The following is a 24,654-nucleotide window of genomic DNA, read 5'->3' as shown; positions in this document are numbered from 1 at the left end:
CAGCACTCATGGCAAAAGAATTTTTAATTGAGCTCGGCACAGAAGAGTTACCACCAAAGCAACTGCGCACACTGGCTGAAGCCTTTGCGGCCAATTTTGCAACTGAGCTAGCCGCCGCTGACATCGCACACCAAGGCGTGACTTGGTTTGCCACACCACGCCGCTTGGCTCTCAAAGTGGCCAATTTGGCTACAAGTCAACCAGATCGCGTGGTAGAAAAACGTGGCCCAGCGGTCAACGTGGCATTTGATGCCGATGGCAAGCCAACCAAAGCCGCCGAAGGTTGGGCTCGTGGCAATGGCATTACGGTAGAACAAGCCGATCGCCTAGTCACTGATAAAGGCGAATGGCTGCTGTTTAAAGAGCAAGTACAAGGTCAACAAACCGCATCTGTGGTGGTGGAGATGGCCGCCAAAGCGCTGGCTAACCTGCCGATTGCCAAACCAATGCGTTGGGGCGATAAAGAGACTCAATTTATCCGTCCAGTCAAAACCCTGACCATCTTGTTTGGTAGCGAGTTGATCCAAGGTGAAATCTTGGGCGTGAAATCGGATCGCATCGTACGCGGCCACCGTTTCATGGGCGAAGCGGAGTTCACCATCGAATCTGCGCAACAATACCCTGCAATCCTTGAACAGCGCGGTAAAGTCATCGCGGATTACGCAACGCGTAAAGCGCTGATCATTGAAGGCGCGCAACAAGCGGCGCAACAACTGGGCGGTATCGCCGATCTGGATGATGCATTAGTGGAAGAAGTGACCTCATTGGTTGAATGGCCAGTGGTGATGACCGCGAAATTTGAAGAGAAATTCCTCAAAGTTCCGGCTGAAGCTTTGGTGTACACCATGAAAGGTGACCAAAAGTACTTCCCGGTTTATTCGCACCAGATGGATGATGCCAGCAAAAAACTGCTGCCGAATTTCATCTTCGTTTCCAACATCGAATCGAAAGAGCCTCGCCACGTTATCGAAGGTAACGAGAAGGTGGTGCGTCCACGTCTAGCGGATGCGGAATTCTTCTTCAATACCGACCGTAAACGTCCGCTGGTGGATCGCTTAGCTCTGCTGGAAAACGCGATTTTCCAACAGCAACTCGGCACCATTAAACACAAAACCGACCGCATTACTGAACTGGCTGGCTACATCGCCGCGCAGATCGGTGCTGACGTTGAAAAATCTAAGCGCGCTGGCCTACTGGCCAAATGCGATCTCATGACCTCAATGGTGTTTGAATTTACCGACACTCAAGGCGTAATGGGTATGCACTATGCGCGTCACGATGGTGAAGCTGAAGAAGTAGCCGTTGCACTGAACGAGCAATACATGCCACGTTTCGCCGGTGATGCACTGCCAAGCCGTGGCGTTTCTGCGGCGGTCGCGATGGCTGACAAACTCGATACTATCGTTGGTATTTTTGGTATCGGCCAAGCGCCGAAAGGCAGTGACCCATTTGCGCTGCGTCGAGCTTCACTCGGTGTGCTGCGTATTCTGGTTGAATACGGCTACCAGTTGGATCTGGTCGATTTAATCGCCAAAGCCAAATCCCTGTTTGGTGACCGCCTGACCAACGCCAACGTTGAGCAGCAAGTGATTGAGTTTATGCTCGGCCGCTTCCCAACATGGTACCAAGATGCCGGCTTTAGCAGCGACATCATCCAAGCGGTACTGGCGCGTAACCCAACCAAACCGGCTGATTTTGATCAACGCGTCAAAGCGGTATCACACTTCCGTGCACTTGAAGAAGCCGAAGCACTGGCCGCCGCTAACAAGCGGGTCGGCAACATTCTGGCTAAGTACGATGGTGAGTTAGCCGCAGAAATCGATCTGGCTTTGCTGCAAGAAGACGCCGAAAAAACCTTAGCGGAAGCGGTCGAAATCATGGCTGAAGCGTTAGAACCGGCGTTCGCAACTGGTGACTATCAACAAGCCCTAAGCAAGCTGGCTGGCCTACGCGAGCCTGTCGATGCCTTCTTCGACAACGTGATGGTAATGGCCGACGATCAAGCACTGAAGCAGAACCGTCTCACCCTGCTTAACAAGCTGCGTAACCTGTTCTTGCAAATTGCCGACATTTCGCTGCTGCAAAAATAAGCTCGCCCAGCTTTGATCTGACTAAGCTTAAGCCCAACTCCTATGAGTTGGGCTTTGTTTTTCATCGCGCACCCCAAACAACTTGGAGTTGCAGGTAGGCGGCAAGTGAGTGAATCCCCATGAGCATAGATACGCTATGTGATTGGGGTGAAGGAACGTAGCCAACACCGCTGCAGCTTCAAGTCGGAAGGGGATTCAAAAATAGTGCTTTGCCAGTTAAAAACATTGCGCTATGTTGAAACACTACTCTAAACGGCGGAGATCCCACCGGTATATCTTTCACAAACACAACAATCATTAGGTAGTCGAGCAATGCACTATTCCTCTTTTGGCGAAAAGTTTAATCGCTATTCCGGTATTACCCAGTTAATGGATGATTTGAATGATGGTCTGCGCACCCCTGGCGCGATCATGCTCGGTGGCGGTAACCCTGCCGCGATTCCTGCCATGCTCGATTACTTTCACCACACCAGTGCCGACATGTTGGCCGATGGCTCGCTGCTGCATGCGATGACCAATTATGATGGGCCACAAGGCAAAGATGTGTTTGTGAAATCGCTAGCTAAGCTGCTACGCGAAACCTATGGCTGGGAGATCAGCGAAAAAAACATCACCCTGACCAACGGTAGCCAAAGCGGCTTTTTCTACCTATTTAACTTGCTGGCGGGTAAACAGCCCGATGGTTCACACAAAAAAATACTGCTACCACTGGCACCCGAATACATTGGCTACGCCGATGCGGGAATTGATGAAGATATTTTTGTCTCCTACCGACCAGAGATTGAGCTGCTCGACCAAGGACTGTTCAAATACCATGTGGATTTTTCTGAGCTGAAAGTCGATGAGTCGGTGGCGGCGATCTGTGTCTCACGCCCGACTAATCCAACCGGTAATGTCTTAACCGATCAGGAAATCCACAAACTCGACCAATTAGCGCGTGAACACGGTGTGCCTTTAATCATCGACAATGCTTACGGAGTGCCCTTCCCCAATATCATTTTTGAAGACGTTGCACCGTTTTGGAATGACAACACCATCTTGTGTATGAGTTTGTCCAAGCTGGGCTTACCCGGCCTGCGCTGTGGGATAGTGATCGCCAATCAAGCGGTCACTCAAGCGCTGACCAACATGAATGGTATCATTAGCTTAGCGCCGGGTAGTATGGGCCCTGCACTGGTACAACAAATGATAGCAAAAGGCGATCTACTGAGATTAAGCGAGCAGGTGATCAAACCGTTTTATCGCCAAAAAGCGCAACATGCGGTAGAACTGCTGCAAAGTACGATTGATGATCCGCGTTTTCGCATCCATAAACCGGAAGGGGCGATCTTCCTCTGGCTATGGTTTGATGAATTGCCGATCACCACCATGGAGCTGTACCAACGTTTGAAAGCGCGTGGGGTGCTGATAGTACCGGGCGAATACTTCTTTATCGGTCAACCACAAGAGTGGCCACACGCCCATCAATGTTTGCGCATGAACTATGTGCAAAATGAAGCCGAAATGGCACAAGGCATCGCGATCATCGCTGAAGAAGTACAAAAAGCGTATCAACAGGCCAACGTCTAACCCCCCAAACTGAGCAATGTAAAAAGCCCGCGAATTTCGCGGGCTTAATTTATAGCACTTAACAGGCTGGCGGGATTAGACGTCGAGGTTAGCCACTTTCAAGGCATTGGTTTCGATAAACGCACGGCGTGGCTCAACTTGATCGCCCATCAAAGTGGTGAACAGTTCATCTGCGCCCACCGCATCTTCAATCGTCACTTGCATCATACGTCGCGTATCTGGATCCATCGTGGTTTCCCACAGCTGATCTGGATTCATTTCACCCAGACCTTTATAGCGTTGGATCGACAGGCCACGGCGTGACTCTTTGATCAGCCACTCCAGTGCGGCAGCAAAGCTGGTGATCGGTTGCACGCGCTCGCCACGCTTAATGAATGCCCCCGCTTCAATCAGGCCATCTAACGCTTGCGACAGATCAGCCAGTTTGGCGTACTCTTTCGAGTTGATCAGATCAGCACTCAATAAGTATTCATGGGTCACACCGTGAGTACGCACCTGAATTTTTGGCAGATACACATTCAGTTCAGCATTGTGCTCAACCAGCACACTGTATTGGCTGGCACCCACTTCTTTGGCATTCAGTTGCTCAACCAGACGCTCGGTCCAAGCTTGCACCGCAGTTTGGTCAACACACAACTCAGCACTGATACGTGGTACGTACAGCAATTCATGCAGCAGCGCATACGGGTAACGGCGACTCATACGTTCCACCAACTTGATCGCGGCATTGTATTGCTGCACCAGCTTCTCAAGCGGCTCACCTGCCAACGCAGGAGCATCCGGATTAACGTGCAAAGCTGCACCATCCATTGCTAGTGCTACTTGGTACTGGTTCATCGCATCTTCATCTTTGATGTACTGCTCTTGCTTGCCTTTTTTCACTTTGTAGAGTGGTGGCTGCGCGATGTAAATGTAACCACGTTCAATCAGCTCTGGCATTTGGCGGTAGAAGAAGGTCAACAGCAGGGTACGAATGTGCGAGCCGTCGACGTCCGCATCGGTCATGATGATGATGTTGTGATAACGCAGTTTATCTGGGTTGTACTCGTCACGGCCGATACCACAACCCAGCGCGGTGATTAGTGTCGCGACCTCTTGCGAAGAGAGCATTTTGTCAAAACGTGCTTTTTCTACGTTAAGAATTTTACCTTTCAGCGGCAGAATCGCTTGATTCTTACGGTTACGACCTTGCTTCGCTGAACCGCCCGCTGAGTCTCCTTCCACAATATACAGTTCAGATAATGCTGGGTCTTTTTCCTGACAATCGGCTAATTTGCCCGGCAAGCCGGCTAAATCAAGCGCACCTTTACGACGAGTCATCTCACGGGCTTTACGGGCCGCTTCGCGCGCACGCGCCGCATCAATAATCTTGGAGCAGACGTGTTTCGCTTCACTCGGGTTTTCCGCCAAGAAGTCAGCCAGTTTCTCATTCATCGCCGATTCAACCGCTGATTTCACTTCAGAAGAAACCAGTTTGTCTTTGGTTTGGCTAGAGAATTTAGGATCTGGCACTTTGACCGACACGACCGCCGTCAAACCTTCACGGGCATCATCACCGGAAGTCGCCGCTTGCGCTTTCTTCGAGAAACCTTCTTTGTCCATGTAGTTGTTCAACGTACGGGTCAAAGCTCCACGGAAACCGGCTAAGTGGGTACCACCATCACGCTGTGGAATATTGTTGGTAAAGCAGTAAATGTTCTCTTGGAAACCATCGTTCCACTGCATCGCCACTTCGACACTGATACCATCTTCACGCTCTTGATTGAAGTGGAATACCTTTTCATGGATTGGAGTTTTATTGCGGTTTAAGTGAGAAACAAACGCTTGAATACCACCTTCATACATAAAGTGGTCTTTTTTATCTTGTTCACGCTCATCGGCCAGCTTAATCGACACGCCAGAATTGAGAAATGACAGCTCACGCAAGCGCTTGGCGAGAATGTCATAATGGAATTCAATATTGGTAAAGGTTTGAGCACTTGGCCAGAAACGTACCGTAGTACCGGTACGCTCACTCTCACCGACGACGGCGAGGGGTGCTTGTGGCACACCATGGTGATAGATTTGTGAATGGATTTTGCCGCCACGATAAATCGTCAGTTGCACTTTTTCCGACAAGGCGTTAACCACCGAAACCCCAACTCCGTGCAAACCGCCGGAGACTTTATAGGAGTTATCATCAAATTTACCGCCGGCGTGCAGTACGGTCATGATCACTTCTGCCGCCGAAACTTGCTCTTCAGGATGCATTTCAGTCGGAATACCACGACCGTCATCGCTGACTGACACTGAGTTGTCTTCGTGGATCGTCACCACGATGTCTTTACAGTAACCTGCCAACGCTTCATCAATTGAGTTATCCACCACCTCAAAAACCATGTGGTGCAGACCGGTGCCATCATCCGTGTCGCCGATGTACATACCCGGACGCTTACGTACTGCATCCAGACCCTTCAGTACCTTAATACTCGATGAATCGTAATTGTTCGACATGAGTTACTCTCTCACTCTATTGATCCTTGCTCTATTACACCATGGGCAACATGAAAAGTTTTACTGGACTCATCCAACATATCCGCCACTTGGCTTTCGGTAATAGAACTTACAAAAACCTGCGCCCCCGTCCCTTTAAGGCTATCTGCCAAACGTTGGCGACGTAGGCTATCCAATTCGGAAGCAAAATCATCGATAAGATAAATGCATTGCTTGCCGGTTAACTCAGTAAGGTGCTGACCTTGCGCAACTCGCAACGCACACACCATTAATTTCAATTGCCCCCGTGATAACACATCTTCCACTGGGGTTGCGTTGACCTTGATCCGCAAATCGGCTTTATTAGGGCCGCTAACGGTGTAGCCTAATTGCTGATCTCTTTCGAAGTTTTTCTGCAGAATTGATTGATAAGGCTGATCTTTTTCCCAACCTCGATAGTACTTTAAATCAATCTCAAATTCTGGCAAAAATGCGCGACATAACTGCTCTGCCACATTTTTCAATTGATTGACATAATGGGCTCGCCACTGGTCAATCTGCTCCGCCAAATTGGCTAATTCTTGATCCCAATAACTCAGTTCACGGTAGCTGTGCGCGCTTTTCAATAACGCATTGCGCTGCTTAGTCAGCCGCTTAAACCGCCCCCATGCTTCATAAAAGGCGGGTTCAGTATGAAACACCCCCCAATCGATAAAAGCACGGCGCTGTTTTGGTCCATCGGTCAGCAGCTCAAAGCCTTCCGGATGAATCAGTTGCAATGGCAAAATTTGCGCTAATTGCGCTAGCTTCTGCCCAGTTTGGCCGCCTATTTTAACCTCTGTTGAGCCATCACGCTGCTTATTAATGCCAACCGGTAGCTCAAATTGATCAGAGCTCAAACCATGCTCACAAATTCGACCATGGATAAACAGTTCTCGGCACTCGTTTTGAATGATCCGCCCCGTCAGTGCGGTTTTAAAAGAGCGGCCATGACCAAGCAGATAAATCGCCTCAAGCACACTGGTTTTACCGCTGCCGTTTGGCCCAATAAGAAAGTTAAAGCCTGCTGATAGGCGAATATCACAGGCTTTAATATTACGAAACTGTTGGATCACTAACCGAGAAAGCGGCATGGCAACTGGATTACACCTTTAAAGACGGATCGGCATCACCACATACATGGCACTGTCATCCGCGACATTTTCCACCAAAGCGCTGGCATTGGCATCCGACATTGACACACGCACTTGGTCGCAACGCAAGGTATTGAGCACATCCAAAATGTAGCTGACGTTAAAGCCAATCTCGATCGAATCGCCATCAAAGTTCACATCCAGCAACTCTTCCGCTTCTTCCTGCTCTGGGTTGTTGGCGGTAATCCGCATTTCGTTATCGGCTAAATTGACCCGCACGCCACGGAATTTTTCATTGGACAGGATCGCGGCACGCGAAAAAGCTTGGCGTAATTCATCACACCCCGCTTCAAGCGTTTTACTGGTATGTTGCGGTAATACACGGCGATAATCCGGGAAACGGCCATCAACCAGCTTAGAAGTGAAAACAAAGTGGTTAACTTCTGCTCGCAAGTTAGCATTGCCGATTTGCAGTACCACTGGCTGCTCTGGCGCATCAAGCAATTTGACCAGCTCGAGTACCCCTTTACGCGGCACAATGATCTGTTTTTGCGCAAAATCCGCACCAAGCTGAGCTTGCGCCACCGCCATACGATGACCATCGGTTGCTACAGAACGCAAAGTCGATCCTTCAATCTCAAATAGCATACCATTTAAGTAATAGCGTACATCTTGGTTAGCCATTGAAAACTGGGTTTTTTCAATCAGACCACGTAGCTCGGCCTGGGTGAGTGACACTTGTACTTCACTTTGCCAATCTTCGATATTTGGAAAATCACTGGCTGGCAACGTGGCCAGCGAGAAACGGCTACGACCTGAGCGTACTTGAATGCGATCGCCTTCGAGCAGCACAGTGATCACTGCGCTATCTGGCAAACCACGGCAAATATCTAAAAACTTACGGGCTGGCACGGTAATGCTACCGGCTTCAAATTCACCTTCTAGGGTGATGCGGCTTAGCAATTCAACTTCCAGATCCGTCGCGGTCATTGATAGTTGATTATCTTCCACCTTGAGCAACAAATTACCCAAGATCGGCAAGCTAGCACGGCCACCCAAAGTGCCAGATACTTGCTGCAATGGTTTAATTAAGTGGCTACGTTCAATGGTAAATTTCATCGTCTTCTCTTCAACGAAAGTGAAAGCAAAGTGCACTAAACCATAGCGCCAATTAAGAGGAAAGCGTACGGATCAGATTCGAGTAATCTTCTTTGATATCGTGGCTTTCTTCGCGCAATTGTTCGATTTTACGGCATGCGTGTAATACTGTGGTGTGGTCACGCCCGCCAAAAGCATCACCAATTTCAGGCAAGCTGTGGTTAGTTAACTCTTTAGCCAGTGCCATGGCTAATTGACGCGGGCGCGCTACGGAACGCGAACGACGTTTTGATAGCAGATCGGCGACTTTGATTTTGTAGTATTCGGCCACCGTTTTCTGAATATTATCAATGGTGACCAGCTTTTCTTGCAGTGCGAGTAAATCCCGCAACGCTTCACGTACAAAATCAATCGTAATCGGTCGACCGGTAAAATTGGCGTTAGCGATCACCCGATTGAGTGCTCCTTCCAACTCGCGCACATTAGAGCGCAGACGTTTAGCAATAAAGAAGGCCACTTCGTCAGGTAGATGAATTTGGTGATCTTCGGCCTTTTTCATCAAAATCGCGACGCGAGTTTCTAGCTCCGGAGGCTCGATCGCTACCGTTAAACCCCAACCAAAACGTGATTTGAGACGATCTTCTACGCCATTGATCTCTTTTGGATAGCGATCAGACGTCAAAATGATCTGTTGATTGCCTTCCAGCAGCGCATTAAAGGTGTGGAAGAACTCTTCCTGCGAGCGCTCTTTATTAGCAAAAAATTGAATATCATCGATCAGCAAGGCATCAACACTGCGGTAATAGCGCTTGAATTCTTCAATCGCATTGTTTTGCAGTGCTTTTACCATATCTTGCACGAAACGCTCAGAGTGCATGTACACCACTTTGGCATTCGGATTGTTATCAACAATCGCATTGCCTACCGCGTGCAGCAAGTGAGTTTTACCTAAACCCGTACCACCGTACAAAAACAGTGGGTTATAAGCCGCACCAGGGTTATCGGATACTTGACGCGCTGCCGCTAAACCGAGTTGGTTAGATTTACCTTCCACGAAGTTATTGAACTTGTGTTTCGGGTTCACATTCGAGCGGTGAGTAATATCGGCCGCTGCGCTGTCGTCATCCCACGTTTTATGGATCGGTTTACGCTGGGCAAGCTGGGCCGGAGCTGAAGACTCTGCCGCCACATCGGCGGCAGTGCGCACCGGAGCAGGCTTTACTGCTACCACGCGACGACTACCCACTTCAAAGCGCAGGCTAGGCACATCGTTACCACTAAACTCTAGCAGCAAGCGATTGATACTATTGAGATACTTATCGCGCACCCAATCTAATACAAAGCGGTTAGGCGCAAATAAAGTGAGAGTATTGTCATTGAGCTCCGCTTGGAGCGGACGCACCCACATACTAAATTCTGCGGCAGGTAGCTCTTCCTGAAGCCGTTGCAAACATTGCAACCATAGCGAAGATGACACGATTCCCTCACTCAAAAATCAACGATCGGTAAAGAGGGTCGATTCTACCTGTTGATAACTCAGATCGCCAGCGCTGGATCGATGATCCAGTGAATAAGATCTAAGTTATTCACATTGTTTTCGGGTAAATCGGTGAGATCCTCACACATTTTACTCGCACTACCCACATAATGATCCACATTGCTTAGGATCCTAACGAGTTATCCCCACTTTTCTATTCCTGTTCGATTGTTGTTAATAACTGACTATTTATTGGTTTGATCGCGAAATTCTGCCTCTATTATATTGCGTAAGCTGAACCCTAAATTGCTTTATTACATTTGGATCCGTTAAGGATCCTTGAGATTTTACCGTTTGTCCGTATAATCGGCCGACCGCAAATAAAGCGGCAACCAGAATGAATTCGCTTATAGCGTCGGTTCAGACTGGGGAAAGCCAATCATTGACAGCTTTTGTGACAGTGATTACAATTCCGCCTCTTTGTTGAGAGGCGTCGGCGTCTTCAGTGAAGACCTAAATGCCCACGCCGGGTTAACTAAGAACCTAAAACTACTGATCAGTAAAGGTAACAACATGTCTAAACGCACTTTTCAACCTTCAGTTCTGAAGCGCAAGCGTAATCACGGTTTCCGTGCTCGCATGGCGACTGCGAACGGTCGTAAAGTTCTGAATGCACGTCGTGCAAAAGGCCGTAAGCGCCTGTCAAAATAATTCCGAATTATTTTGAGTACGTACGCATTCAATCGGGAGTTACGTCTGTTAACTCCCGAACATTATCAAACAGTCTTCCAGCAAGCTCACAGTGCTGGTTCACCTCATCTCACGATTATCGCTCGCACTAATTCTCTTGCTCATCCACGTTTGGGACTTGCGGTTCCGAAAAAGCAGATTAAAACTGCTGTAGGCCGTAACCGATTCAAACGGATATGTCGGGAAAGCTTTCGTTTACATCAAAATCAGCTACCTAATAAAGATTTTGTTGTCATTGCGAAAAAGAGCGCGCAAGATTTGAGCAATGAACAACTGTTTAATTTGCTTGATAAACTATGGCAACGCCTCTCTCGCCCTTCTCGTGGTTAGCCATTGGTATTGTAAAACTCTACCAGTGGTTCATTAGCCCTCTTATCGGCCCACGCTGTCGATTCACTCCGACTTGCTCTACCTATGCGATAGAAGCGTTGCGAGCTCACGGTTTTATAAAAGGATGTTGGTTATCCACTCAACGTCTATTAAAATGCCACCCTTTGCATGAAGGGGGTTTTGACCCCGTTCCTCCAGTTCAAAAACAAGACAGAGATAAATAACGATGGATTCTCAACGTAATATCTTGTTAATCGCTCTGGCGTTAGTTTCTTTCCTGCTATTCCAACAATGGCAAGCAGCGAAGAACCCGCTACCACAAGCGACACAGCAGGCTCAATCCACTGGCGCAGCTTCTGCTCCTTCATATTCAGATGAGTTAGATCCAGCGCCTAACCAGAATGTCGCGGCACAGGCAAAGATCATTACCGTGACCAATGACGTACTAACTCTGTCTATTGATACGCTTGGCGGCGATATCGTCAATGCACAGTTGAATAAATATACTCAAGAGCTTGATGAACCTGAATATTTTGTGCTGCTAGAAAGCGGCCAAGGGCATCAGTTTGTAGCACAGAGTGGTTTAGTTGGCCCGCAAGGGATTGATGTCACCAGCAATAACCGCCCTGCTTACCAAATCAGTGCCGATAGCTTTACCTTGGCCGAAGGTCAAGATGAGCTACGCATTCCAATGACTTACCAAGCCAATGGTATTGATTACACCAAAACCTTCATCCTTAAGCGTGGCAGTTATGCGGTGGATGTGGTGTTTGATGTCGCAAACCACTCTGGTAACCCTGCCAGTTTAGGTATGTATGCTCATTTGCGCCAAAATCTGCTTGATTCTGGTGGTAACTTAGCGATGCCAACTTACCGTGGTGGTGCCTACTCGACCAGCGATGTGCGTTATAAGAAATACAGCTTTGACGATATGAAAGATCGCAATCTGAGCGCACCGAATAATGTCTCGGTTAACTGGGTCGCGATGATCCAGCACTACTTTGCTGCCGCTTGGATCCCACGTGATGAGCCACAAGCTCAACTCTATTCACGCGTGATTAATAATTTAGGCGACATGGGGATCCGCACACCAAACAAAACCATTGCCGATGGTGAGCAGGCCGAGTTTAAAGCCAGTCTATGGGTCGGTCCAAAGCTACAAGACCAAATGGCTGCCGTTGCGCCTAACTTAGACTTAGTGGTTGACTACGGTTGGCTGTGGTTTATTGCCAAACCACTGCACTGGTTACTGTCGGTGATCCAAAGCTTTGTCAGCAACTGGGGCGTGGCGATTATCTGCCTCACCTTTATTGTGCGTGGTGCGATGTACCCACTGACCAAAGCCCAATACACTTCGATGGCCAAAATGCGCATGCTGCAACCTAAACTGCAAGCGATGCGTGAGCGAATTGGTGATGATCGCCAACGCATGAGCCAAGAGATGATGGAGCTGTACAAGAAAGAGAAGGTTAACCCACTCGGTGGCTGCCTACCTATCCTTCTACAAATGCCGATTTTCATCGCGCTATACTGGGCATTAATGGAATCGGTTGAGCTGCGCCATTCACCTTTCTTTGGCTGGATTCATGACTTATCAGCGCAAGATCCTTACTACATCTTGCCACTGCTGATGGGTGCAAGTATGTTCGTGATCCAAAAAATGAGCCCAACCACGATCACCGACCCAATGCAGCAGAAAATCATGACTTTCATGCCTGTGATGTTCACCTTCTTCTTCCTATGGTTCCCATCAGGTCTGGTACTGTACTGGCTGGTATCCAACATCGTAACGCTGATCCAACAAACGCTGATTTATAAAGCGCTGGAGAAGAAAGGCTTACACACCAAGTAAGTTTGATTAACTAATAAAGAGGCGGCCAAAAGGTCGCCTTTTTGTTGAGCGCTGATTACAATAACGCTAATTCACTCCGGTTTAGGTAACACTATGACAACAGATACCATTGTCGCGCAAGCTACGGCCCCCGGCCGTGGTGGGGTCGGCATTATCCGTGTATCAGGCCCACTGGCAGCCCACGTAGCACAAACCGTAACTGGGCGCACCCTGCGCCCGCGTTACGCCGAATACTTACCATTTATTGATCAGCATGCTCAGCAGATCGATCAGGGCATCGCACTCTTTTTCCCAAACCCTCATTCGTTTACTGGTGAAGATGTATTGGAACTGCAAGGTCATGGCGGCCCAGTGGTGATGGATATGCTGATCCGACGGATTTTGCAGATTAATGGGGTGCGTCCAGCCCGACCAGGAGAATTCTCCGAGCGCGCTTTCCTTAACGATAAACTGGATTTAACCCAAGCCGAAGCGATTGCCGACTTGATTGATGCCAGCTCAGAGCAAGCCGCCAAATCCGCGCTGCAATCGCTACAAGGAGAGTTTTCCAAACGGATCCACAAGCTGGTTGAATCACTGATCCACTTACGAATTTATGTTGAAGCCGCTATCGACTTCCCTGAGGAAGAGATCGATTTTCTCGCCGATGGTAAAGTTTCCGCCGATCTACAAACCATCATCGATAACCTGGCTGCTGTTCGTCGTGAAGCAAATCAAGGGGCGATTATGCGCGAAGGCATGAAGGTGGTGATTGCCGGTCGCCCGAATGCCGGTAAATCCAGCCTACTCAACGCGCTGTCAGGTAAGGAATCCGCTATCGTCACCGATATTGCCGGAACCACCCGCGATGTTCTGCGTGAACATATCCATATTGATGGAATGCCGCTGCACATTATCGACACGGCTGGACTCCGCGATGCGGCGGATGCGGTAGAAAAGATTGGTATTGAACGTGCCTGGCAAGAAATCCAACAAGCTGATCGCGTACTGTTTATGGTCGATGGCACTACCACACAAGCCAGTACTCCCGAAGATATTTGGCCTGACTTTGTCGATAAGCTACCGGAGAATATTGGCATCACCGTGATCCGTAATAAAGCCGATCAAACCGGTGAACCACTTGGGATCTGCCATGTCAATCAACCGACCTTGATCCGTCTATCCGCCAAAACCGGTCAGGGCGTGGATGCGCTACGCGAACACCTCAAACAGTGCATGGGTTTTGCGGGTAACCAAGAAGGCGGCTTTATGGCTCGTCGTCGCCATCTTGATGCTCTCGAACGCGCCGCTGAGCATTTAGAGATTGGCCAACAGCAATTAGAAGGCTTTATGGCGGGTGAGATACTGGCTGAAGAGCTACGAATCACCCAACAGCACCTCAATGAGATTACCGGTGAGTTCAGTTCTGATGATCTATTGGGGCGTATTTTTTCATCATTCTGTATTGGTAAATAGAGTAACGCTATGATTCATATCATTACCGGTAGCACCCTCGGTGGTGCGGAATATGTAGGGGACCACCTCAGCGATCTTCTACAGCAACAGGGATTTGAAACGCAAATTCATAATCAGCCAAGCTTGAATAATATCCCTACCACAGGCACTTGGCTGCTGATCACCTCAACTCATGGTGCCGGGGCATACCCCGATAACATTCAGCCATTTATTCAAGCATTGCAGGATACCCCACCGAATACCGCTGCCCTGCGCTATGCCGTGGTAGCGATTGGTGACTCCAGCTATGATACCTTCTGTGCTGCCGGTAAACATGCTTACCAACTACTGAGTGACATTGGCGCGAAGCCCCTAGCCAACTGCTTTAGTATCGATATTCAACAGCACTCAGTACCAGAAGATGCTGCTGAGGCTTGGCTCAAGCGGGTGATCAATCGTTTTTAAACCATCAATATTCGATCATGAGCGGCGAAAGCCGCTCTTTTTTTAGCTGCTATTGATGCTCTGTGGATAACAGCGCAATCTAAAAATGGTTGAATTGCTGATATTTCATCCAAAACAATTGTGGATAAATCTATTATTATCCGGTGATCTTCCTATATTTATCCATATAACAACTTAATCATCCCCAAGGCACTGTGTATAACCAAGCATTTTGATCCCAGCTAATCCTTGAGTAGATCAATGCTTGATCACACGATATGATCCTCTCAATCTGAATGATCTTGTTGATCATTTTTCACTTATCCACAAAGATCCTCTTGCTTAATAATAGATCTAATAAAAAGATCTCTATAAAGATCTTTATATATATTAATTAGCAATCAGGATTGGAAAAAATGGGAAAGCGATTTTCTAGCCACACGAAAGAGGTTAGAATACGTCTCTTTTGCTAACCCTAGTTTCAATGAATACCTGAGGTCGTTCATGCTTTATCACGAAACATTTGATGTCATCGTCGTTGGTGGCGGTCACGCAGGAACGGAAGCCGCTCTCGCTGCAGCACGTACAGGACAACGTACATTATTGCTGACCCATAATATTGATACTTTAGGCCAAATGTCCTGTAATCCAGCGATCGGCGGGATTGGCAAAGGACATTTAGTCAAAGAAGTCGATGCGATGGGTGGTTTGATGGCACAAGCCATCGATCACGCAGGTATTCAATTTCGTACCTTAAACGCTTCTAAAGGTCCCGCAGTACGCGCAACACGCGCACAAGCAGATCGCGCACTTTATAAAGCGTATGTACGTAATGTGTTAGAAAACACCCCGAATCTCACCCTATTCCAACAAGCGGTGGATGATGTGATCGTTGAACAAGATCATATCCGCGGCGTAGTGACGCAAATGGGTCTTAAGTTCCATGCCAAAGCGGTGGTATTAACCGTTGGAACTTTCTTAGGTGGTAAGATCCACATTGGTCTTGAAAATTATGCTGGAGGTCGAGCCGGGGATCCTGCCTCGATCACTTTGGCACATCGTTTGCGCGAACTTCCATTGCGGATTGATCGTTTAAAAACTGGCACCCCACCACGAATTGATGCCAACAGTGTCGACTTTTCTGTGTTAGAGGCGCAACACGGTGATAACCCAACGCCGGTATTTTCCTTTATCGGCCAACGTGAGCAGCACCCACGGCAAATCCCTTGTTATATCACCTATACCAATGAACGCACCCATGATGTGATCCGTGCCAACCTTGATCGTAGCCCAATGTACGCTGGGATCATTGAAGGGATCGGACCACGTTACTGTCCGTCAATTGAAGATAAAGTGATGCGTTTTGCCGATAAAAACAGTCACCAGATCTTTATCGAGCCTGAAGGGTTAAGCACCACTGAGTTGTACCCAAATGGGATTTCCACCAGCTTACCCTTTGATGTACAAGTGCAAATTGTCCGTTCAATGAAAGGGTTTGAGAACGCTCACATTGTGCGTCCAGGTTATGCGATTGAATACGATTTCTTTGACCCACGTGATTTGAAACAGACCTATGAAAGCAAATTTATTCATGGTTTGTTCTTTGCGGGGCAAATCAATGGCACCACAGGTTATGAAGAAGCGGCCGCGCAGGGCTTAATGGCTGGCCTGAATGCCAGTTTGTACAGTCAAGAAAAAGAGGGCTGGAGCCCACGTCGTGATCAAGCTTATATGGGGGTATTAATTGACGACCTCTCGACCATTGGCACTAAAGAGCCGTACCGCATGTTCACTTCGCGTGCCGAATATCGTTTGCTGCTGCGTGAAGATAACGCCGATCTGCGTTTGACCGAAAAAGCCCGTGAGTTAGGCTTGGTCGATGATCAACGTTGGGCGCGTTTTAACCAGAAAGTTGAACAGATGGCCCAAGAACGTCAACGTTTACAACAAACTTGGATCAATCCCACTTCGGTCGGCGTTGAGCAGCTTAATGCGCTATTGAAAACCCCAATCTCACGTGAAGCCAGTGGTGAAGATTTATTGCGCCGCCCTGAGATGAATTATGATCTGCTCACCACGCTGGCCGCTTTTGGTCCTGCGTTGCAAGATGCTGAAGCGGCAGAACAGGTTGAAATTCAAGTCAAATATGAGGGTTACATCCAGCGTCAGCAGGATGAGATTGAAAAATCACAGCGCCATGAACACACTAAATTGCCCGTCGATTTGGATTACCAACAAGTGAAAGGGTTATCGAACGAAGTGGTGCTCAAACTCAATACGGCTAAACCGGAAACCATCGGGATTGCTTCGCGGATCTCCGGTATTACGCCTGCAGCGATTTCGATTTTATTGGTACACCTGAAAAAGCATGGTCTACTGAAAAAGGGAGACGCGGCGTAATGAATCAATTACGAATCAAACTCGATGCTTTGATCGCCCAAACCGATTTATTGGTGACAGAACAGCAGCGCGAACAGTTGGTTGGTTACGTACAACTGCTTGATAAATGGAATAAAGCTTATAATCTGACTTCAGTTCGTGATCCGATTGAAATGTTGGTCAAACACATTCTCGATAGTTTGGCGGTCAGTCCACATCTGGTTGGTGAGCGTTTTATTGACGTGGGCACCGGCCCTGGATTGCCAGGGATCCCACTGGCGATCATGCATCCGGATAAACAATTTGTGTTGCTGGATAGTCTTGGTAAACGGATCCGTTTTCTCAAACAGGTGATCCATGAGTTAAAGATCAGCAATGTGCTGCCAGTGCAGAGTCGAGTCGAAGAGTTTGATCCTGAGCAAGGCTTTGATGGAGTATTAAGTCGAGCCTTTGCCTCGATGACCGATATGGTTAATTGGTGCCAACATTTACCTAAATCGGGTGGTGGTTTGTTTCTGGCGTTGAAAGGCGTGCGGCCGGATGATGAAATTACCCAGCTTCCCGAGTGGTGTTGTGTGATCGATATCAAAGCTTTGCAAGTTCCTGAGTTAGAAGGTGAGCGTCATCTTGTAATCTTAGCGCGCAAGGAATAACAGCGAGGCATACCGTGGGTAAAATCGTAGCAATCGCCAATCAAAAAGGCGGAGTAGGGAAAACGACAACGTGTATCAATCTAGCGGCGTCAATGGCAGCCACCAAACGCAAAGTATTGGTGGTGGATCTTGATCCACAAGGCAATGCCACAATGGCCAGCGGGGTTGATAAATATCAAGTTGAATCCACGGCCTATGAGCTGTTAGTCGAAGATGCCCCTTTTGAGCAAGTGGTGTGTCATAAAACCACCGGCCATTATGATTTGATTGCCGCCAATGGTGATGTGACTGCCGCTGAAATCAAGTTGATGGAAGTGTTCGCCCGCGAGGTGCGCTTAAAAAATGCACTTTCTGCAGTGCGTGATAACTATGATTTCATCTTTATTGATTGTCCGCCGTCTTTAAACCTCCTTACAATTAACGCAATGGCAGCCGCTGATTCGGTGCTGGTTCCTATGCAGTGTGAGTATTTCGCACTGGAAGGCTTAACTGCGTTAATGGATACCATCAGCAAACTCGCCGCGGTAGTGAACGATAACCTCAAAATTGAAGGTATCTTGCGTACTATGTACGACCCGCGTAATCGACTCGCCAATGAAGTCTCCGATCAACTGAAAAAGCACTTTGGTAGCAAAGTCTATCGTACGGTTATTCCACGTAACGTTCGTTTGGCTGAAGCGCCAAGCCATGGCAAACCGGCGATGTATTATGATAAGCAATCGGCGGGGGCCAAAGCTTATCTGGCTTTGGCAGGTGAAATGTTACGTCGTGAAGAAGTGCCCGCATAACACAACAATAGGAATCGGTTTGGATGACGAAACGTGGTTTAGGAAAAGGGTTGGATGCACTACTGGCTACCAGCTCATTGGCGCGGGAAAAGCAGCACACAGCTTCAATCAGCCAGTCAATGTCGAATGAAGGTGAGTTGGCCGATCTCTCTGTGGCTAATTTGCAACCCGGTGTCTACCAACCGCGTAAAGATCTTTCCCCACAAGCGCTGGAAGAGTTAGCCGCCTCGATTCAATCGCAAGGGATCATTCAACCGATCGTGGTGCGTCAATTGGTCTCTGGTGGCTATGAAATTATTGCTGGTGAACGACGTTGGCGCGCCGCTAAGCAGGCAGGGTTAAAACAAGTGCCTTGTTTGATTAAACAAGCTGATGATCGCGCCGCGATCGCGATGGCTTTGATTGAAAATATTCAGCGCGAAGATCTGAATGTGATGGAAGAGGCGCAAGCTTTAGAGCGTTTACAGCACGAGTTTAGTTTGACTCATCAACAAGTGGCTGAAGTGATTGGTAAATCTCGCACTACTGTCACTAATTTACTGCGCTTGAATCAGTTAAGTGATGAGGTCAAGCAGTTGTTGGCCAGCAAGCAATTGGAAATGGGTCATGCCCGTGCGCTACTGATGCTCAGTGGCGATCAACAAGGTGAAATTGCCCACGCGGTGGCAAAGAAACAGTTGAGTGTTCGTCAAACTGAACAACTGGTCAAAAAATGTTTAGCGGATCCTGTTGTCGTAAAAAATGGCGTAGAGGATTTAGAAATACAACAATTGTCACAAAATTTAAGTAAGAAATTAGCCGCAAAAGTCTCTATAGTGAGATCTGTGAACGGTAAATCTAAAGTGACAATCAGTTTTGATGAACCTCATCAATTGCAGTTACTAATTAGTAAGCTACAGAATTAAGTTGAGATAATTGATAGTTATCAATTATGCAAAACCCCGTTGTTTACGTGAAAGTTGTCGGATTGTATGCATAATTGTAACTGTTGGCGGTGTGTTGATTGCTGGCAGTTACTGCAGCCGTATAATTTTTGCTGATTTTCCAGTCCGAACTGTAGTTCGGGCTGGGTGATTATTAGAGGTAAGAATACATGGTAGCTGTGCTAGCAAGGCAAGGACGAGAGCTTGCAAAGCGATTGTTGTTGATCCAGTTAAGTGCAGTTATGGTTATGGCAATCGTATTTTCAGTGGTTGTTAATGGTGCTTGGGGGCTTTCTGCGTTAGTGGGTGGCGGTATTTTTGTCGTTGCCAATGCCGTTTTTGCGTATTGTGCTTTTCTGTTTGCAGGAGCACGAGCGTTAAAAATGGTCGCCATTTCGTTTTATACCGGCGAAGCGCTGAAAATTTTGATCACCATAGTGCTGTTTTCGGTTGTCTACGTGTATATGCAGTTGGAACTTGTTCCACTGAAGCTAACCTATTTGCTGGCTCTAGGGATTAATATCTGTGCGCCAGTGCTATTCATTAACAACAAAAAATAGGATGAGTTATGGCTGCGCCAGGTGAAGCGCTCACATCTTCCAGTTATATCACTCACCACCTAACTAACCTTTCAACCTATAAGTTTGGGTTAGTGGCGGAAGAGTCGAGTTTCTGGAATGTACACATTGATAGCCTGTTCTTCTCTGTTTTTACTGGACTGATATTCCTTGGAATATTTCGTGCAGTAGCCAGAAAAGCGACAACGGGTGTTCCGGGTAAGCTGCAGTGTGCGGTTGAGATGGTGGTAGAGTTCGTTGATAAAAACGTCAAAGATACTTTCCATGGTCGCAATCCACTGATAGCGCCTTTGGCACTGACTATCTTTTGTTGGGTATTTTTAATGAACTTGATGGACTTAGTACCCATCGATTTCTTACCTTACCCAGCAGAGCATTGGCTTGGTATCCCTTACCTAAAAGTGGTACCTTCTGCTGATGTGAATATCACTATGGCTATGGCTCTAGGCGTATTTGCTTTGATGATTTACTACAGCATCAAAGTAAAAGGCTTGGGCGGGTTTGCAAAAGAGTTAGCACTACATCCGTTTAATCACTGGATCATGATCCCATTCAACTTACTGATTGAAGTTGTTTCGCTACTAGCGAAGCCTCTATCACTTGGTATGCGTCTGTTTGGTAACATGTTTGCTGGTGAAGTGGTGTTTATTCTTTGTGCAGCTATGCTGCCATGGTACTTGCAATGGATGGGATCCCTACCTTGGGCTATCTTCCATATCTTGGTTATTTTGATCCAATCGTTTGTATTTATGATGTTGACCATCGTGTACATGTCGATGGCTCATGAAGATAACGATCATTAATTGAAATTGTAATACCCATTGAATCTTTGGAGAAATTAGATGGAAACTGTATTGAGCTTCTCTGCAATCGCTGTAGCTATTATTGTTGGTCTATGTGCGGTTGGTACTGCGATTGGCTTTGCTGTATTGGGCGGAAAGTTTTTGGAAGGCGCTGCGCGTCAACCTGAAATGGCTCCGATGCTGCAAGTTAAGATGTTTATCATCGCAGGTCTGCTGGACGCGGTTCCAATGATCGGTATCGTAATTGCTCTGCTATTCACATTCGCAAACCCATTTGTTGGTCAGCTAGCTGGTTAATCAAGCCTTGCCTTGATAAATCGTTTCGATTTGTCGTTGATTAACACTAAGTCCATTTTAGGGGGTAGCTGTTGTGAATATGAACGCAACTCTGCTAGGTCAAGCTCTTGCCTTTGGTATGTTTGTCTGGTTCTGCATGAAATATGTCTGGCCACCGATCATCAAAGCGATTGAAGATCGTCAGAAGAAAATTGCTGATGGTTTGCAAGCCGCTGAGCGAGCAAAGAAAGATCTAGATCTAGCACAAGCCAATGCTTCTGATCAGTTAAAGGAAGCAAAACGCACAGCAACTGAGCTCATTGAGCAAGCGAATAAACGTAAAGCACAAATCATTGATGAAGCTCGTGGGGAAGCTCAGGCTGAACGCCAGAAAATCCTTACTCAAGCTGAAGCAGAGATTGAAGCTGAGCGTAACCGTGCTCGTGATGAGCTGCGTAAGCAGGTTGCAACTCTGGCAATTGCTGGTGCGGAGAAAATTCTTGAACGTGCCATCGATAAAGAGGCGCACCAAGATATTCTCGACAATATTACTGCAAAACTTTAATGGAGGGGGCTCATGTCTGATTTGATTACAATCGCACGCCCCTACGCTAAAGCAGCCTTTGATTTTGCGGTGGAAAAACAGCAGTTGAGCCATTGGGATCAGATGCTGGCTTTCGCCGCTGAAGTCGCAAAAAACGCACAAATGCATGAACTGTTAACCAGTTCCGGATCGGCCACCAAGTTGGCGGAGATGTTTATTGCAGTTTGTGGCGAACAGCTTGATGACCATGGTCAAAACCTGATTAAGGTAATGGCAGAAAATGGACGTCTGTTGGCGATTCCTGCGCTTTATGAGCATTTTTTGGTGCTAAAGCAGGAACATGAGAAACAAGTGGATGTGGATGTGATTTCCGCCACCGAACTCAGTGAACAACAGCGTTCAGATATTGGCAGCAAGCTTGAGCAGCGTTTAGAGCGCAAAGTTCAGCTGAATTGCAGTGTAGATGAGACTCTGCTTGGCGGAGTTATTATTCGAGCCGGAGACTTAGTCATCGATAACTCAGCACGCGGACGTTTGAAGCGTCTGAGCGATGCATTGCAGTCTTGATGGGGATTGGAGCATGCAACTTAATTCCACGGAAATTAGCGATCTGATCAAACAACGTATTGAATCTTTCCACGTTGTGAGTGAAGCGCGTAACGAAGGTACTATCGTGTCAGTTAGCGATGGTATTATTCGTATTCACGGCCTTGCGGATGTTATGCAAGGCGAAATGATTGAATTACCAGGCAGCCGTTATGCACTGGCACTTAACCTTGAACGTGATTCGGTTGGTGCGGTGGTGATGGGGCCATACGCTGACCTGCGTGAAGGTATGAAAGTCACGGGTACTGGCCGTATTTTGGAAGTGCCAGTCGGTCCAGAACTGCTCGGTCGAGTCGTGAACACCCTTGGTGAACCGATTGATGGTAAAGGCCCACTCGGTGCCAGCTTGACTTCACCAGTGGAAGTGATCGCACCGGGTGTTATCGATCGTAAGTCGGTCGATCAACCAGTACAGACTGGTTATAAATCCGTCGACTCGATGATCCCAATCGGCCGTGGCCAGCGTGAGCTGATCATCGGTGACCGTCAAACCGGTAAAACCGCGTTGGCGATTGATGCGATCATCAACCAGAAAGATTCGGGTATTTACTCAATCTATGTCGCGATCGGCCAGAAAGCATCAACCATTGCCAACGTGGTGCGTAAACTGGAAGAGCACGGCGCACTGAAAAACACCATTGTAGTGGTGGCTTCAGCGTCAGAATCAGCGGCACTGCAATACCTCGCACCTTACTCAGGTTGTGCGATGGGTGAATACTTCCGCGATCGCGGTGAAGATGCACTGATTGTCTACGATGACCTGTCTAAACAAGCGGTCGCTTACCGTCAAATTTCACTGTTGCTGCGTCGTCCACCAGGCCGCGAAGCTTTCCCTGGCGACGTATTCTACCTCCACTCTCGTCTACTTGAGCGTGCTGCTCGTGTTAACGAAGCTTATGTAGAGCGTTTCACCAATGGCGAAGTGAAAGGTAAGACCGGTTCGCTGACAGCGCTACCGATTATCGAAACTCAAGCGGGTGACGTATCGGCTTTCGTACCAACCAACGTAATTTCGATTACCGATGGTCAGATCTTCCTGCAAACTGAGCTATTCAACTCGGGCGTACGTCCAGCGGTTGACCCTGGTATCTCTGTTTCGCGGGTGGGTGGTGCTGCGCAAACTAAGATCATTAAGAAACTGTCTGGTGGTATTCGTACTGCTCTGGCGGCTTATCGCGAACTTGCGGCATTTGCTCAGTTCTCTTCTGATTTGGATGAAGCGACCAAGCGTCAGCTGACTCATGGTCAGAAAGTGACTGAACTGATGAAGCAGAAACAGTACGCGCCAATGTCTGTGTTTGATCAGGCGCTGGTGATCTTTGCCGCTGAACGTGGCTATCTCACCGATGTTGAGCTGAATAAAGTGCTCGATTTCGAAGCGGCTCTACTATCGTATGCTCGTGCTCATTACGCTGAATTGGCAGCGCAAATTGACAAGACAGGTGCTTATAACGACGACATCGAAGCTCAGTTAAAGCAACTGGTTGACGATTTCAAAGCAACCCAAACTTGGTAATGAGGTCGGTGGCAGTGTTAGCACTGCCACCAACTAATGGAGAGTAACGATGGCCGGCGCAAAAGAGATACGTACTAAAATCGGGAGTGTAAAAAGCACTCAGAAGATTACCAAAGCGATGGAGATGGTGGCTGCTTCAAAAATGCGTCGTTCACAGGACGCCATGGAGTCATCACGCCCCTACGCGCAAACGATACGTAAAGTGATCGGTCATGTCGCCAGCGCAAGTCTAGAGTATCGTCATCCGTATCTAGAAGAGCGTGAAGCGAAGCGAGTGGGTTACATCATTATTTCGACAGATCGTGGCTTGTGTGGTGGCTTGAATATTAACTTATTCAAAAAAGCCATCACTAGTATGCAAGACTGGAAAGAAAAGGGTGCTGAGATTGAGCTAGCGATTATCGGCTCAAAAGCGACCGCCTTTTTCAACAATAGTGGCGCTAAAGTCGCTGCACAGGTTTCTGGCTTAGGCGATAGCCCAAGTTTGGAAGATCTGATTGGTTCGGTCGGCGTGATGCTGAAGAAATACGATAAAGGGGAATTAGATCGCCTTTATCTGGTGTTCAATCAGTTTGTGAACACCATGGTGCAACAACCCAAGATCGATCAATTGCTACCTTTGCCAAAATCGGACAGCGCAGAGATGCAGCGCGATCACATGTGGGATTACATCTACGAACCAGAACCTAAGCCTCTATTAGATGCGCTGTTACTGCGTTTTATTGAGTCTCAGGTTTATCAAGGGGTAGTAGAAAATCTGGCGTGTGAGCAAGCAGCCCGAATGGTGGCAATGAAAGCTGCTACCGATAACGCGAGCAACCTGATTGATGATTTACAACTTGTGTATAACAAAGCCCGTCAGGCGGCGATTACACAAGAATTGACGGAAATCGTAGGCGGCGCGGCTGCGGTTTAAGCTTAGGTAAAACTAACAGTTTA

The 24,654-nt window shown here is 47.8% G+C and carries 23 protein-coding genes; 19 read left to right on the top strand and 4 right to left on the bottom strand.

The window, feature by feature from the left end; genetic code table 11:
- Positions 1-8: 8 nt before the first annotated feature.
- Positions 9-2,090: a glycine--tRNA ligase subunit beta gene (glyS, locus tag PUN32_RS11995; RefSeq protein ID WP_274723437.1), complete on the top strand. Its 2,082-nt coding sequence runs from the start codon at positions 9-11 to the stop codon at positions 2,088-2,090.
- Between the two features lie 312 nt (positions 2,091-2,402).
- Entirely contained in the window at positions 2,403-3,659 is a 1,257-nt protein-coding gene (locus tag PUN32_RS11990; protein ID WP_274723436.1) for a valine--pyruvate transaminase, read from the top strand.
- Between the two features lie 75 nt (positions 3,660-3,734).
- Here the strand turns inward: PUN32_RS11990 and gyrB are convergent, their stop codons facing one another.
- Genes gyrB through dnaA form a run of 4 tightly spaced genes read right to left on the bottom strand, consistent with a single transcriptional unit; the run spans position 3,735 to position 9,839 of the window.
- Positions 3,735-6,152, bottom strand: coding sequence for a DNA topoisomerase (ATP-hydrolyzing) subunit B (gene gyrB, locus PUN32_RS11985; protein ID WP_274723435.1), 2,418 nt, complete (start codon positions 6,150-6,152; stop codon positions 3,735-3,737).
- A gap of 11 nt (positions 6,153-6,163) precedes the next feature.
- Positions 6,164-7,264, bottom strand: a complete 1,101-nt coding sequence (recF, locus tag PUN32_RS11980) for a DNA replication/repair protein RecF (protein ID WP_274723434.1) — start codon at positions 7,262-7,264, stop codon at positions 6,164-6,166.
- An 18-nt stretch (positions 7,265-7,282) separates the two neighbouring features.
- On the bottom strand, positions 7,283-8,383 hold the full coding sequence (gene dnaN, locus PUN32_RS11975) for a DNA polymerase III subunit beta (protein WP_274723433.1): 1,101 nt from the start codon (positions 8,381-8,383) through the stop codon (positions 7,283-7,285).
- Between the two features lie 52 nt (positions 8,384-8,435).
- Entirely contained in the window at positions 8,436-9,839 is a 1,404-nt protein-coding gene (gene dnaA, locus PUN32_RS11970; protein ID WP_166013994.1) for a chromosomal replication initiator protein DnaA, read from the bottom strand.
- A 573-nt stretch (positions 9,840-10,412) separates the two neighbouring features.
- On the opposite strand from dnaA, the gene rpmH reads away from it, so the two are divergent.
- The 17 genes from rpmH (at position 10,413) to atpG (ending at position 24,631) form a co-directional block, all read left to right on the top strand.
- Positions 10,413-10,550 (top strand): 50S ribosomal protein L34, encoded by a 138-nt coding sequence (rpmH, locus tag PUN32_RS11965; protein ID WP_166013995.1) that lies wholly within the window; start codon positions 10,413-10,415, stop codon positions 10,548-10,550.
- A 45-nt stretch (positions 10,551-10,595) separates the two neighbouring features.
- Complete coding sequence (gene rnpA / locus PUN32_RS11960; RefSeq protein WP_240911933.1) at positions 10,596-10,919, top strand: ribonuclease P protein component; 324 nt, start codon at positions 10,596-10,598, stop codon at positions 10,917-10,919.
- Complete coding sequence (gene yidD / locus PUN32_RS11955; RefSeq protein ID WP_166013997.1) at positions 10,886-11,143, top strand: membrane protein insertion efficiency factor YidD; 258 nt, start codon at positions 10,886-10,888, stop codon at positions 11,141-11,143. Before rnpA ends, yidD begins: the two co-directional genes overlap by 34 nt.
- A gap of 2 nt (positions 11,144-11,145) precedes the next feature.
- Positions 11,146-12,771, top strand: coding sequence for a membrane protein insertase YidC (gene yidC, locus PUN32_RS11950; RefSeq protein WP_274723432.1), 1,626 nt, complete (start codon positions 11,146-11,148; stop codon positions 12,769-12,771).
- 93 nt (positions 12,772-12,864) lie between these two features.
- On the top strand, positions 12,865-14,226 hold the full coding sequence (mnmE, locus tag PUN32_RS11945) for a tRNA uridine-5-carboxymethylaminomethyl(34) synthesis GTPase MnmE (RefSeq protein WP_274723431.1): 1,362 nt from the start codon (positions 12,865-12,867) through the stop codon (positions 14,224-14,226).
- 9 nt (positions 14,227-14,235) lie between these two features.
- Positions 14,236-14,670: an FMN-binding protein MioC gene (gene mioC, locus PUN32_RS11940; RefSeq protein ID WP_166014000.1), complete on the top strand. Its 435-nt coding sequence runs from the start codon at positions 14,236-14,238 to the stop codon at positions 14,668-14,670.
- 483 nt (positions 14,671-15,153) lie between these two features.
- Positions 15,154-17,049, top strand: coding sequence for a tRNA uridine-5-carboxymethylaminomethyl(34) synthesis enzyme MnmG (gene mnmG / locus PUN32_RS11935; protein ID WP_274723430.1), 1,896 nt, complete (start codon positions 15,154-15,156; stop codon positions 17,047-17,049).
- Positions 17,049-17,681, top strand: a complete 633-nt coding sequence (rsmG, locus tag PUN32_RS11930) for a 16S rRNA (guanine(527)-N(7))-methyltransferase RsmG (protein WP_274723429.1) — start codon at positions 17,049-17,051, stop codon at positions 17,679-17,681. Before mnmG ends, rsmG begins: the two co-directional genes overlap by 1 nt.
- 14 nt (positions 17,682-17,695) lie before the next feature.
- Positions 17,696-18,469 carry a ParA family protein gene (locus tag PUN32_RS11925; RefSeq protein WP_166014003.1) on the top strand — a complete coding sequence of 258 codons (774 nt, stop codon included), beginning with the start codon at positions 17,696-17,698 and terminating at the stop codon, positions 18,467-18,469.
- 23 nt (positions 18,470-18,492) lie between these two features.
- Positions 18,493-19,374: a ParB/RepB/Spo0J family partition protein gene (locus tag PUN32_RS11920; protein ID WP_274723428.1), complete on the top strand. Its 882-nt coding sequence runs from the start codon at positions 18,493-18,495 to the stop codon at positions 19,372-19,374.
- A gap of 188 nt (positions 19,375-19,562) precedes the next feature.
- On the top strand, positions 19,563-19,952 hold the full coding sequence (locus PUN32_RS11915) for a F0F1 ATP synthase subunit I (protein ID WP_274723427.1): 390 nt from the start codon (positions 19,563-19,565) through the stop codon (positions 19,950-19,952).
- An 8-nt stretch (positions 19,953-19,960) separates the two neighbouring features.
- Positions 19,961-20,773, top strand: coding sequence for a F0F1 ATP synthase subunit A (atpB, locus tag PUN32_RS11910; protein WP_274723426.1), 813 nt, complete (start codon positions 19,961-19,963; stop codon positions 20,771-20,773).
- 39 nt (positions 20,774-20,812) lie between these two features.
- Entirely contained in the window at positions 20,813-21,070 is a 258-nt protein-coding gene (atpE, locus tag PUN32_RS11905) for a F0F1 ATP synthase subunit C (protein ID WP_000450922.1), read from the top strand.
- A gap of 73 nt (positions 21,071-21,143) precedes the next feature.
- Positions 21,144-21,614 carry a F0F1 ATP synthase subunit B gene (atpF, locus tag PUN32_RS11900; protein WP_166014007.1) on the top strand — a complete coding sequence of 157 codons (471 nt, stop codon included), beginning with the start codon at positions 21,144-21,146 and terminating at the stop codon, positions 21,612-21,614.
- Positions 21,615-21,626: 12 nt separating this feature from the next.
- Positions 21,627-22,160, top strand: a complete 534-nt coding sequence (gene atpH / locus PUN32_RS11895; protein WP_274723424.1) for a F0F1 ATP synthase subunit delta — start codon at positions 21,627-21,629, stop codon at positions 22,158-22,160.
- A gap of 13 nt (positions 22,161-22,173) precedes the next feature.
- Positions 22,174-23,715, top strand: coding sequence for a F0F1 ATP synthase subunit alpha (atpA, locus tag PUN32_RS11890; RefSeq protein WP_166014009.1), 1,542 nt, complete (start codon positions 22,174-22,176; stop codon positions 23,713-23,715).
- Positions 23,716-23,764: 49 nt separating this feature from the next.
- Positions 23,765-24,631 carry a F0F1 ATP synthase subunit gamma gene (gene atpG, locus PUN32_RS11885; protein ID WP_274723423.1) on the top strand — a complete coding sequence of 289 codons (867 nt, stop codon included), beginning with the start codon at positions 23,765-23,767 and terminating at the stop codon, positions 24,629-24,631.
- The last annotated feature ends 23 nt before the right edge of the window (positions 24,632-24,654 follow it).

Source organism: Vibrio chanodichtyis (assembly GCF_028863985.1).
Taxonomy (GTDB): domain Bacteria; phylum Pseudomonadota; class Gammaproteobacteria; order Enterobacterales; family Vibrionaceae; genus Vibrio; species Vibrio chanodichtyis.
This window is presented reverse-complemented; position numbering and strand designations above follow the sequence as displayed.

What these genes read in the sequence shown, in the direction of transcription:
- mioC (WP_166014000.1), top strand. Translation starts at nt 14,236, where the DNA reads ATGATTCATATCATTACCGGTAGCACCCTCGGTGGTGCGGAATATGTA.
- PUN32_RS11915 (WP_274723427.1), top strand. Translation starts at nt 19,563, where the DNA reads ATGGTAGCTGTGCTAGCAAGGCAAGGACGAGAGCTTGCAAAGCGATTG.
- mnmG (WP_274723430.1), top strand. Translation starts at nt 15,154, where the DNA reads ATGCTTTATCACGAAACATTTGATGTCATCGTCGTTGGTGGCGGTCAC.
- glyS (WP_274723437.1), top strand. Translation starts at nt 9, where the DNA reads ATGGCAAAAGAATTTTTAATTGAGCTCGGCACAGAAGAGTTACCACCA.
- mnmE (WP_274723431.1), top strand. Translation starts at nt 12,865, where the DNA reads ATGACAACAGATACCATTGTCGCGCAAGCTACGGCCCCCGGCCGTGGT.
- gyrB (WP_274723435.1), bottom strand. Translation starts at nt 6,152, where the DNA reads ATGTCGAACAATTACGATTCATCGAGTATTAAGGTACTGAAGGGTCTG.
- atpG (WP_274723423.1), top strand. Translation starts at nt 23,765, where the DNA reads ATGGCCGGCGCAAAAGAGATACGTACTAAAATCGGGAGTGTAAAAAGC.
- yidD (WP_166013997.1), top strand. Translation starts at nt 10,886, where the DNA reads ATGGCAACGCCTCTCTCGCCCTTCTCGTGGTTAGCCATTGGTATTGTA.
- atpH (WP_274723424.1), top strand. Translation starts at nt 21,627, where the DNA reads ATGTCTGATTTGATTACAATCGCACGCCCCTACGCTAAAGCAGCCTTT.
- atpA (WP_166014009.1), top strand. Translation starts at nt 22,174, where the DNA reads ATGCAACTTAATTCCACGGAAATTAGCGATCTGATCAAACAACGTATT.
- rsmG (WP_274723429.1), top strand. Translation starts at nt 17,049, where the DNA reads ATGAATCAATTACGAATCAAACTCGATGCTTTGATCGCCCAAACCGAT.
- rpmH (WP_166013995.1), top strand. Translation starts at nt 10,413, where the DNA reads ATGTCTAAACGCACTTTTCAACCTTCAGTTCTGAAGCGCAAGCGTAAT.
- PUN32_RS11990 (WP_274723436.1), top strand. Translation starts at nt 2,403, where the DNA reads ATGCACTATTCCTCTTTTGGCGAAAAGTTTAATCGCTATTCCGGTATT.
- recF (WP_274723434.1), bottom strand. Translation starts at nt 7,264, where the DNA reads ATGCCGCTTTCTCGGTTAGTGATCCAACAGTTTCGTAATATTAAAGCC.
- dnaN (WP_274723433.1), bottom strand. Translation starts at nt 8,383, where the DNA reads ATGAAATTTACCATTGAACGTAGCCACTTAATTAAACCATTGCAGCAA.
- atpE (WP_000450922.1), top strand. Translation starts at nt 20,813, where the DNA reads ATGGAAACTGTATTGAGCTTCTCTGCAATCGCTGTAGCTATTATTGTT.
- atpB (WP_274723426.1), top strand. Translation starts at nt 19,961, where the DNA reads ATGGCTGCGCCAGGTGAAGCGCTCACATCTTCCAGTTATATCACTCAC.
- yidC (WP_274723432.1), top strand. Translation starts at nt 11,146, where the DNA reads ATGGATTCTCAACGTAATATCTTGTTAATCGCTCTGGCGTTAGTTTCT.
- PUN32_RS11920 (WP_274723428.1), top strand. Translation starts at nt 18,493, where the DNA reads ATGACGAAACGTGGTTTAGGAAAAGGGTTGGATGCACTACTGGCTACC.